General features: G+C 62.1%; 8 protein-coding genes and 1 pseudogene. 4 read left to right on the top strand and 5 right to left on the bottom strand.

Annotation, left to right across the window (positions count from 1 at the left end; translation table 11 throughout):
* Positions 1 to 480 precede the first annotated feature (480 nt).
* On the top strand, positions 481 to 1,320 hold the full coding sequence (locus JX325_RS08370; RefSeq protein WP_243413998.1) for an AraC family transcriptional regulator: 840 nt from the start codon (positions 481 to 483) through the stop codon (positions 1,318 to 1,320).
* 88 nt (positions 1,321 to 1,408) lie between these two features.
* On the opposite strand, the gene JX325_RS08365 is transcribed toward JX325_RS08370, so the two are convergent.
* The 5 genes from JX325_RS08365 to JX325_RS08345 form a co-directional block, all read right to left on the bottom strand.
* Positions 1,409 to 2,050 carry a YesL family protein gene (locus tag JX325_RS08365; protein ID WP_204790705.1) on the bottom strand — a complete coding sequence of 214 codons (642 nt, stop codon included), beginning with the start codon at positions 2,048 to 2,050 and terminating at the stop codon, positions 1,409 to 1,411.
* A 9-nt stretch (positions 2,051 to 2,059) separates the two neighbouring features.
* Positions 2,060 to 2,914 (bottom strand): MurR/RpiR family transcriptional regulator, encoded by an 855-nt coding sequence (locus JX325_RS08360; RefSeq protein WP_204790704.1) that lies wholly within the window; start codon positions 2,912 to 2,914, stop codon positions 2,060 to 2,062.
* Positions 2,915 to 2,928: 14 nt separating this feature from the next.
* Positions 2,929 to 4,134: an AGE family epimerase/isomerase gene (locus JX325_RS08355; protein WP_243413997.1), complete on the bottom strand. Its 1,206-nt coding sequence runs from the start codon at positions 4,132 to 4,134 to the stop codon at positions 2,929 to 2,931.
* A 164-nt stretch (positions 4,135 to 4,298) separates the two neighbouring features.
* Entirely contained in the window at positions 4,299 to 5,678 is a 1,380-nt protein-coding gene (locus JX325_RS08350) for an ROK family protein (RefSeq protein ID WP_204790703.1), read from the bottom strand.
* 196 nt (positions 5,679 to 5,874) lie between these two features.
* Positions 5,875 to 6,909 carry a LacI family DNA-binding transcriptional regulator gene (locus JX325_RS08345; RefSeq protein ID WP_204790702.1) on the bottom strand — a complete coding sequence of 345 codons (1,035 nt, stop codon included), beginning with the start codon at positions 6,907 to 6,909 and terminating at the stop codon, positions 5,875 to 5,877.
* A gap of 380 nt (positions 6,910 to 7,289) precedes the next feature.
* Between JX325_RS08345 and JX325_RS08340 the strand changes: the two genes are divergently transcribed.
* The 3 genes and pseudogenes from JX325_RS08340 to JX325_RS08330 form a co-directional block, all read left to right on the top strand.
* Positions 7,290 to 8,951, top strand: a complete 1,662-nt coding sequence (locus JX325_RS08340; protein WP_204790701.1) for a solute:sodium symporter family transporter — start codon at positions 7,290 to 7,292, stop codon at positions 8,949 to 8,951.
* Between the two features lie 417 nt (positions 8,952 to 9,368).
* Positions 9,369 to 10,382 carry a Gfo/Idh/MocA family protein gene (locus tag JX325_RS08335; RefSeq protein ID WP_204790700.1) on the top strand — a complete coding sequence of 338 codons (1,014 nt, stop codon included), beginning with the start codon at positions 9,369 to 9,371 and terminating at the stop codon, positions 10,380 to 10,382.
* Positions 10,383 to 10,426: 44 nt separating this feature from the next.
* Positions 10,427 to 10,546, top strand: a pseudogene (locus tag JX325_RS08330) (sugar phosphate isomerase/epimerase); the annotation flags it as partial.

Below are 10,546 nucleotides of genomic sequence, written 5' to 3'. Positions count from 1 at the left end.
GGGTATCGCCGCTGTCGGCGGGGGGCGGAGTGGTGGTCCCGGCGTCGGAACCGCCGTTCCCGCCGCCGCAGGCGGCCAGGGACAGCACCAGCGCCAGAGTCAGCAAGAGACTGAAAAACTTCTTCATAAGTCTACCTCCTTATAATATAGGGGCTTCCGCAGGCCGGTTTCCGGCCTTGTAAAATTTAGTATAACGAGTTAGCCGCTGGCAAAGCAATCCCTTTCTTGCGCAACTTTTTAGAAATCTTGCTCTCTTTGCATTTTGCCTTAATTTTCAGGGGATACCATGCCTCACTTTAGGCAAAACTGATAATTTTGCATATTCCTTCCTTCCGCTCTCCGCCTCCTCGACAAAATCCCGGCAGAATGGAAAAAATATTTTATCAAAAGTTGCGCCGCCGGGACAAAGGCGGTATAATGAGGGACAGGCCGTGATGCTGCCAATTTTCAAAAAATTGCGCCCCGNAGGGAGGAATGNCNGTGAGCCAGCGTCAATACGCGTTCCAGCGGGAGAGCGCCGCCCCCGGCGGGTCCCCCAGGCTGGCCTATGTCTCCCGGGCTCAGTACAGCCCGGAGTGGAACTCCAGCCTCCACACCCACGGCTGCGCCGAACTCTTTTTCATCACCGGGGGCCACGGCCGCTTCCGCACCCGGCGGGAGGAGTTTCCCGTTGCCATCCACGACGCGGTTATNGTCAACGCCAACGTGCCCCACACGGAGGCCAGCCAGCTGGACAGCCCCCTGGCGTACGCCGTTTTGGGGGTGGAGGGGCTGGAGACCATGGCCGGGGCCGAGGGCTACGCCCTGCTCCACCTTCACTCCGGCTGGGAGGAGCTGATGGGCTGCCTCTGCCTGATGCTCCAGGAGGCGGAAGCCGCCCTCCCGGGCTATGAGCGGGTCTGCCGGAGCCTTTTGGACGTGGTGCTGGTCCGGCTGAACCGCCAGCGGGACGCGGCCCTTTCCGGCGAGCCCTCCGGCGAGCCCTCCGGCGCCCGGTCCAGCCGGGAGTGCGACCTGGTCCGGCGGTACATCGACAATCATTTCAAGGAAAACCTGAACCTGGACCAATTGGCCCGGCTGGCCCACCTGAACAAGTATTACCTGGCCCACGCCTTCCGCCGGGAGTTCGGCGTGTCCCCCATCAGCTACTTGAACTCCCGCCGCATTGAGGAGAGCCGCTTCCTCCTCCGGGAGACGGACCACACCCTGTCCCTCATCGCCCAGATTCTGGGTTTTTCCTCCCTGAGCTACTTCTCCCNGTGCTTCCGNCGGGTGGAGGGCGTCANCCCCCNGGANTACCGGAGGCGGAACCGCTCGTAAAGCCGTATTGAAAAAAAGCCCCCGCCTACCGGCGGGGGCTTCNTGCAGTAAAGTTTGAGAGTGCGGGAAAGGAAAAAAGGGGCCCTTATCATTCCCGATGTTCCGATTCCCCCGGATNGGGCTCCGGAGCATGNCGCTGAAAAATTTNCTCANAAAACAGGGAGGCCAGCAGCGCGGCAATCACCGGCATAAAGACGACCGGCCACCACTCTTCTATGCAGAACGCGGCGATCTGAACCGTCAGCAGCACCACCACAACGGTGCTGGGCAGGTGGGCGATGGTGAGCTGAAGGGCCGTGCGGAACAGCCCGCCCACGCCGTAGTCGAACCGCCCCAGCAGGGGGAAAAGCCAGCACAATACCCCCGCCGGAAGCGTGAGGGCAAAATAGTAGGCCACGTAGAGCACATAGGCCCATCCTCCCCAGTGGGTCCCGTACCAGCGGACAATGAANTGCCCCCCGAACNGCAGCAGGGCCAGGGGGATCGCAATGAGCCCCGCCAGCAGGCCAACCTTGAAATTTTGCAGGAAGGAGCGAAAGAAGTACCCGAAGGCCCCGCTCTCCCGGCCCCGCACGCACTTGACCACCGTGTAGTACAGCGCCGCCGTGGCCGGGCCGATGGTGACGGCGGGCAGGCATAGGACCGCCCAGAAGATGGACAGCCCGACGATGTCCACCAGCGTGCTCAGCCAGACCCAGATGCCCTTTTCAGGATTAAAGAATTCGCCCATGCCCGTCTCCTATACGCATTTTTGCGTCAGCGCCTTGCCCACGGACCGGCGGTTTTGCTCCGCCTCTTCCGGGTCCCGGCGGATGAACTCGCTGAGGAGCACCTCCACCACATAGAGCTGGGCGATCAGGGCGGAGGTGGAACCAAACTGGAAGGGCTGCTCGTTGGGGCCGCAGAGGAGCACCGCGTCGGCGTAGGCGCTGGCGGGAGAATTCGGATAGCGGGTCACCAGGATCAGCTTCCCGCCCCGGTTTCGGATGACTTCCACCGCCTCCAGCAGCTCGTGGGTGGCCCCGGAGTAAGAGAAGTACAGCACCGCGTCCCCCTCCGCCAGGCTGGACAGGACCACCGTCTGCATATGGGAGTCCTGAATGGTCTTGAACTTTGGGGACGTGGTGGAGAATTGGGCCCAGGCGGCCAGTGCCACCACCGAGTGATTCCCCTGGCCCAGGCAGACCACCTGGCCCGCCCGGCGCAGAAGGTCCGCCGCCCGGATGATCTCCTGCTCCGAGAGCATGTGGTAGGCGTTATTGAGCGCGTCTTGGACGGCGGAGAGCACCTTGCCCATGACGGCGGCGGCGGAGTCCCCCTCCGTGATTTCGCTCCCCGGTTCGCTGAAAGNCGCCNGGGCGGGCAGCGCCGCCCGGGCCAGCTCCAGCTTGAAGTCGTTGAATCCCGCCAGCTTTAACTTCCGGCAGAATAGGGACACGGTGGACACCGCCACGCCGCACTGGGCACTCAGATCGGTGATGCTGACATATTGGGTTTCCTCCTGGTGTTCCAGTACATAATCGACGATTTTCCGCTCCGAGCGGGTGAAGCGCTCGTACTCCTGGATCATCAGCGCGATGATATCCTTGCCCATCCGCGTCTCCTTGCTTACTCTCCGAGAATTTCCCCTATCAGCTTGTCAGCCAGGATCATGCTCCGGGGCAGGTGGAAGGGCCCCTTGAAGGTGCTGCCCTTGGTGCTGGGCTCCGTGGGCAGGCCGTCCCGGCGGAGGTAGCCGTACCACTCGCCATATTNCGGGTCGGCGANGTGGGCCTTGCAGTAGTCCAGGGTTTTGTAGAACNAGTCCAGGTATTTCTCCTCCCGGGTGTCCCGGTACAGCATGAGGGAGGCAATCAGAATTTCATTGTGGNGCCACCAGAGCTTCATGTCGTGCTCATAGGCCTCCGGGGGCTTGCCCAGGCAGTCGGTGAAGTACAGCAGCCCGCCGTACTTCTGGTCCCATCCGGCGGCGATGGCCCAGTCGAACATCTCCGCCGCCTTTTGGACCAGGGCCTTGTCCCCGGTCCGCTGGGCGTGCTCCAGCAGGAACCACACGCCCTCAATGTCGTGGCCGGGGTTGACCGTGCGGCCCTNGGTGTAGTACAGCCTCGGCGTTCCGTCCACGTCCACGTTCTCCAGGGTGCATTTCAGCTCCGGTTTCACATGGTATTTGAAGATGTCCTCCACGCACTGCCGGGCCCGCTCCTCATAGAGGGCTTTCCGCTCCGGGTCCGTCNGCAGCAGCACGCCGGTGACGTTCAAAATGATCATGGGCGTGCCGAAGGCNCGGCCCGTCCGGGTTTCGGGAATGGTCTTGGGGCCCATGCCNACGGGGTCCGGCTTGCCCTGGCTCAGGTCCCAATAGAGATCGTAGCACCGGCGGGCCCGTTCCAGGCGGGCCTTGNCCCCCGTCACGCCGTGGNACTCGGCGTTGGCGATGGCACAGAAGGCCTCGGAGAAATAGTAGCGCCGCTGGCGCAGCGGCTGTCCCTCCGCCGTGACGGTGAAATACATCCGGCCGCCGCACTCGCGGTTAAAGCAGTGGGCCTCCATAANGTCCAGGCNGCTTTTCGACGCGTCCAGCCACTCCTGCCTGACCCCGTAGTTGTGGCAGAGAAACGCGAAAATCCAGCCGCAGCGGCCCTGCATCCAGACGCTTTTGTCGGTGGAGTAAATTTCGCCCTTCCGGTCCAGGCAGGTGTATACGCCGCCGTGTTCTTTATCCATGCCGTGCTCCAGCCAAAAGGCGGCGGAGCGCTCCAGCTCTCCCCGGACCCAGGTCCGGGCTTCCTGTAATGTTTGCCGATCCATCATATTCCTNTTTTCTGAATGCTCCNNGCCAGTTGGGGGCNTTGGGTTCTTTGTGGGGCCTGGCCATTGGATAGCCGCTGGCGGCTTTGCCGCTTACGGATACCGCATCCCCCCTGCGGGGACCTGGCCGGGCCATTTTCCCGGGAANTCCAGGCGTCCGGGACCCCTTATCTGCGCTCCGGCAGGCTGGCGGCGGCCATGGACTGGCCCACCCGGCGGAACTTCTCGTCGGGCAGCTCCGGGACGATCTTCCCGGTGAGCTCCGGATACTCGTCGGCCAGCACCTTCTTGGCGGTGTCCAGGATGAGGTCGCCGCCCTTGCCGCTCATGACCCGGCCCAGCAGCAGCACATGGCGGCAGCCGTAGAGGTCAAAGTAATAGGCCAGGGTGTGGCCCAGGTACACGCCGATGGACTCATAGACCTTGGCGGCCCGGGGGTCGTCCTGGGCCATGAGGGCCTGGACGGCTTTCAGCTTCTCGGCGGGGGAGGCGTTTTCGTCCAGCTCGATGCCCGCCCGGGGGGCCAGCTTGATGACGCCGTCCTGGGAGAAGTACTTCACGCCGCAGCCGATGTCCCCGCTCCACTCGTCCCGCATGGCGTCCGGCTGGGCGTCCACGGGGACGAAGGCCAGCTCGTTGAGCCAGCCGGTGATCCGGCCTTCCTCATCCACATACCCGACGGCCTCGCTGGTGCCCATGGCGATGCCCAGGACGCTGTTGTCGTTCAGGCTCATGGCTCCCGCCAGGGCGGAGACGTCTCCGTCGTTGATGACGCAGTAGGGCACGTCCCCGAAGGTGTCGTGAATAGCCCGGATGTAGATGTCCTTGACCTTCTCGTCGTAGATTTCCTTGGGAACCTTGAGGAAGAGGGAGGCGTTCATGGTCCGGTTGTTGATGAACACACCGGCGGAGCTGACGCCCACCGCGTCCACCCGGGGCATGTGGTCCGCGGCGGATTTCAGGGCGGAGACAATGCCGTCATAGTGGTAGTCCGGGTCGGAGTTGGTCTTGGGGAACNAGACCACCTCCTCGGAGTAGACCGTTNCGCCGTCGATGACGGCGGAGACCTTCCGGTCGCTTCCGCCGGCGTCNAAGCCGATGCGGCAGCCCTCCATGTGGCCGCCGATGGCCTTGGGAGCGTCTTTGGCCTCGGGGATTTCATCCACCAGCACCACCTCGNAGGGGTGCTCGAAGACGCCNGCCATGTAGTCCCAGTCGAATTCCTGCTGTCCTCCGGCGCAGTAGACGGATTTCAGGTACTNGCAGACGCCCGCGTCGCCGCTGACGTAAACCTTGAAGCCGCCCTTCATCCAGAGGATGGTCTTGACCAGGCGTTCAATGTAATAGTGGTCGGCCCCGGCCATCTCCGGCGTGCCGTGAATGAAGGTATGGCAGGAGGCCATCTGGCCGTCCGCCCGCTCCACGGCGATGCCCACGGGCTTTTTCGCCGTGGCCAGGAAGGCGCGGTTGAACCGCATGAGGGGAATAAAGTCCGGGTCCAGGGAAGGCGTGTGCTTGAGCGCCACATTGATGCCGAAACGATCCATAATATTCTCCTTTATCCATTCGTTCTGAGTCGCGGGACGCTGCCGGGAATGGTACTTGCAGGGCAACAAATTGATGATATCACAAATTTATCCAATTTTCAATCCCTGGAATATATTCCCGTCGTACATTTTGCCGGGGAAACGCGAAGGCCCCGGCGGAGCCGCCGCGGGAGGCGGTTCCACCGGGGCCGGGCTTTCAAATTTCATCCCCGCTGTTGTATTTTGTGCGGATCAGGATGTCCGTGTAGAGCAGCTCTTTTTCCGGCGCTTTGCCGTTTAGCAGGTAGTTATAGAGAATCTGCAGGGGCTGCCGCCCCTGCTCCAGGGCCACCTGATCCAGCACGAAGCTCAGATCCCCGCTTTGCAGAAGGCGGCGGTTTGGCGCGTTCAGATCGTAGGCCACCACCCGGACCCGGCCCTTGCGGCGCTCGTCCTCCACGGCCCGGCAGACGCCCCGCTGGCCGTTGGAGGTGATATAGACGCAGGCAAGGGAAGGGTACTCCCGGAGGGTGTGCTGGGCGATTTCGTGGGCGTAGTCGTCCCGGTCGAAACAGGGCTGGAAGGGAAGGAGCTGGATGTCCCCCTCGCCTTTCAGCGTGTCCAGAAAGCCCTGAAGGCGGCTGTAATGGGCGCCGTTATTGACGTGCCCGGCAATGGGGAGGACCAGCCCGCCCCCCGGCAGCATCTGCCGGACGAGGCCCGCCGCCGTCTGTCCCGCCCGGTAGCTGTCCATGCCCACGAAGCACAGCCGCCTGCTGTCCGGCGCGTCGGTGTTAAAGGTCACCACCGGCACGCCCTGCTCATGGAGCCGGTCAATCCGCCGGACCAAATCCGGGGTGTTGTTGGAAGCGACGGCCAGGCCGTTTGCCCCCCATTCCATCAGCTCGTCAATCTGCCGGAGGACCTTGGCCGTGTCCCGGCCCTGGACCTCCCGGATATCCACCTCCAGGCCGGAGACCCGGAGCTCCTCCGCGGCCTGCCGGGCCCCGGCGGCCACGTCCTGCATGGTGGGCGTCTCCGCCGACTGGAGAATGGCCNCCAGCCGGAGGCCCTGCCGGGCCCGGACCAGGGCCTGTCCGATGGAGTTGGGGCGGTAGCCCAGCTCTTCGGCAATCTTCCGGATGCGGTCGGCTACCTCGGGGTTCACCCGGCCCCGGTTGTGGAGAGCCCGGTCCACCGTTCCCCGGGAGACCCCCGCCAGCTCGGCGATCTGCTGTGAAGTTACCGCCATGCCGCGCCCCTCCCCTCTGTTTCAATATGCGGGCATTATAGCACATCCCCCGCCCTTTGGCAAGGGAATTTCCAGGACTTCTCCGAATTGAACGCTATTGCACGCATTTTTGCGGCGGAGAAGGGAGAATTGCACAAGAAAGCTCCCCCGGCTTTTCCGGCTTCTCCAAACTTTTGCGTTTTGAGGAAATTTACCGAAAATGCCCTTGTAAAGCCGGGATTTCTATGGTATTTTGATACCAGTCAATNAAAAAGCCCGTCTGGGATTTCTACAGCGTGTTGCCGCGCGCTTCCCGGCGGGACCGCCTGCCTGCCGCCCTCGATGCGTGCGTTTTGCNTGCCTCTGTTTCCTTTCCCACAACTTGAATGGAGGCTGTAACAATGACGTTCTTCAGTTCACTCGCATGGACGCTGATTTCCTTCGTCCTCTTTACCGCTCTGGTGGCGNTCATCTCCGGCTGGAAGACCCGGGGCGACGACCTGGACTCCGCCGAGGGCTATTTCCTGGCGGGCCGGGGTCTGCCGGGCGTTGTCATCGCCGGGTCCCTGCTGCTGACCAACCTCTCCGCCGAGCAGCTGGTGGGCCTGAACGGCCAGAGCTGGGCGTCCAACATGGGCCCCATCGCCTGGGAGGTGGGCTCCATGTTCACCCTGCTGGCGCTGGCCTACTACTTCCTGCCCCGGTATCTGAAAATGGGGGCCATGACCATCCCCTCTTTGATGGAGGTCCGCTACGGCAAGGGCACGAAGACCATGTTCTCCCTGGTTATTGTGGTGATGTATTCCATTTTAAACCTGCCGGTTATCCTGTACTCCGGCGCGGTGGTCTTTGAGCAGATCTTCGGCATCTCCGGCATGCTGGGCGTGAGCAAGTTCCAGTCGGTGGCCATCCTGTGCCTGATTATCGGCATCATCGGCGGCTGCTACGCCATCTTCGGCGGACTGAAAGCCGTGGCGGTGTCCGACACCATCAACGGCATTGGATTAATCNTCNGCGGGCTGATGNTCCCCTNCCNNGNCCTCGCGGCGCTGGCCTCCCAGACCGGGGGCAGCGGGATCCTCGACGGCATCCAGTACATTGTTCAGGCGGACCCGGCGAAAATGANCGCCGTCNACGCCTGGAACGCGGCGGAGCCGGAGGTCCNCTGGCCCCTCATCATCACCGGCATGTTCTTCAACAACCTCTACTGGTGGTGCACGAACCAGTCCTTTGTCCAGCGGGCCCTGGCGGCCAAGTCCCTGAAAGAGGGCCAGAAGGGNGCGATTTTCTGCGGCTTTCTCAAGTGCCTGGGCCCCCTGTACCTGGTTATCCCCGGCATCATTGCCTTCTATCTGCCCTCCATTCAGGACGCCATCGCCGCCGCCGGTGAGCAGGCCATCGACTTNGCCTACCCGGCGCTGATTTCCGCCATCATTCCCAAGCCGGTGATGGGTTTCTTTGCCGCCGTCATGTTCGGCGCGATCCTGTCCTCCTTCAACTCGGTGCTGAATTCCGCCTCCACCATGTTTACGCTGGACCTGTACCGCTCCGCGTTCAAGCCCGGCGCCTCCGACGCCCACTGCGTCAAGGTGGGCAAAATCTACGGGACCATTGCGGGCTGCGTGTCCATTGTCATTGCCCCNTTCGTGATGAACGCCAAGGGCNTCACCACCTTCCTGAACTCCATGAGCCAGTTTGTGTCCCTGCCGGTGCTGTGTGCCGTTCTGGGAGTGTTCCTGTTCAAGCGCCTGCCCGCCNATACGCCGAAGGTTATCACCATCTTCCATGTGGTCTGCTATGGCGTGTTCCTCCTCGCCGCCCCCAGCTACCCCGGCACGGACAATCCCATTCACTATCTCTACGCCATGGCGGTGCTGTTCCCCGTGGAGCTCGTCATCATGTGGGCCCTGAACAAGTACCGGCCCGCCCAGGAGTATGTGCCCCAGGACGTGGGCGCNGTGGACCTGACGCCCTGGAAGTACCGGCATGTGGTTTNCATCGTCGGCCTGATTCTGGCGGTGGCCATCTACATCCTGTTCTCCCCCTTGGGCATCGCCGCCTGATGCGTTCGCACGCTGCAGCCGCCCGNTAGTTTCGGCGGCCCGGTATCTTCATAGAAACGCTCCGCGGGAGACCCGCGGGGCGTTTCGTTTGCCCTGGGGAAGTTTGCGTGCAGAACGCAAAGCGGGCCGCTTATATTTGGGCATCTTCTTCAAAAACAGCGGCCGCCCTATGGCGGAGACAGAGGATTCCACAATTTTTCTGCCGGATTATTGTGAAGAATACGCCGATATTTTGCTTGCGTTCTCGTGAACGCTTTGCTATAATCGGAGCTAGTGAAAANGAAACGAAANGCAGGCAAAGGCACACATCGCAAAGGCGTNTCCTCCGGCGGCTCCGGCAAGAGCCCGCCAGGCGCAAGGCAAGTGCATCCGGAACAATGTCATAAAACCAATTTATTTTTATAGGAGGAAATCGTTATGGAACTCAACATCTGCTTAATCGGCTGCGGCATGATTGGAAAGGAACACATCGAGCGCATCCAGAACCGTATCCGGGGGGCCAAGGTCGTGGCCGTCTGCGACGTGTTTGAAGAGGGCGTGAAGAAGGGCGCGGAGCTGGCGGGCCCCGGAACCAAGACCTACACGGACTTCAACGAGGCCATCAACGACCCGGACGTGAATGCGGTCGTGGTCACCACGCCGGGCCAGTTCCACAAGGACCCCGTCCTGGCCGCCATTAAGGCCGGAAAGCCTGTCTTCTGCGAAAAGCCCCTGGCCAACACCGCCGCCGACTGCAAGGCCGTGGTGGACGCGGAGATGGCCTCCGGCAAGCACCTGGTTCAAATCGGCTTCATGCGCCGCTATGACCGGGGCTACAACCAGGTGAAGGAGCTGCTGGACTCCGGCAAGTTCGGCGCCCCCCTGATTGTGAAGTGCACCCACCGGGCCGACGGCGTGGCCCCCAGCTACACCACCGCCATGGCGGTCACGGACACCGCTATCCACGAGATCGACTGCCTGCCCTGGCTGGTGAACGACGAGTGGGACGAGGTTCAGTGCATTCTCCCCAAGGTCACCAGCAAGGCTCATGAAGGACTCCGGGACCCCCAGGTCATGATCATGAAAACCAAGGGCGGCATCGTGGTGCTGCTGGNAGCCAATGTTAACTGCGGCTTCGGCTATGANATCAACTGCGAGGTGGTCTGTGAAAACGGCGTGGTGAACCTGCCCTGCCCGTCCTTCCCGACAGTCCGCTATGCCAACCAGGTCTCCACCAAAATCGAGGACAACTGGATTCTCCGCTTCATCGACTCCTACGACGTGGAGATCCAGGACTGGGTGGACCACGCCCTCAGGGGCGAGACCGGCGGCTCCTCCGCCTGGGACGGGTATGTTGCCTCCATCACCGCCGACGCCCTGGTGAAGTCCCAGACCTCCGGCCAGGCGGAGAAGGTGGTCACCGGCGGCACCCCGGATTTCTATAAGAAATAAGACCTCTTCTTGACTTATCCATATATCGGAAAGGAGCGCCTATAATGAAAATCGCGTTCGACGTCGACGTTTTAGCCAAGCAGATGCCCATCAGGGATTACGTCCGCAAGGTGGCCGACTGGGGTTATAAATACATCGAGCAGTCCCCCCATCCCCGCATCAAC

Source organism: Oscillibacter sp. CU971 (assembly GCF_905219725.1).
GTDB lineage: Bacteria > Bacillota > Clostridia > Oscillospirales > Oscillospiraceae > Oscillibacter.
Note: the sequence above shows the minus strand (reverse complement) of the source record. Positions and strands in the feature narration are given on the sequence as shown.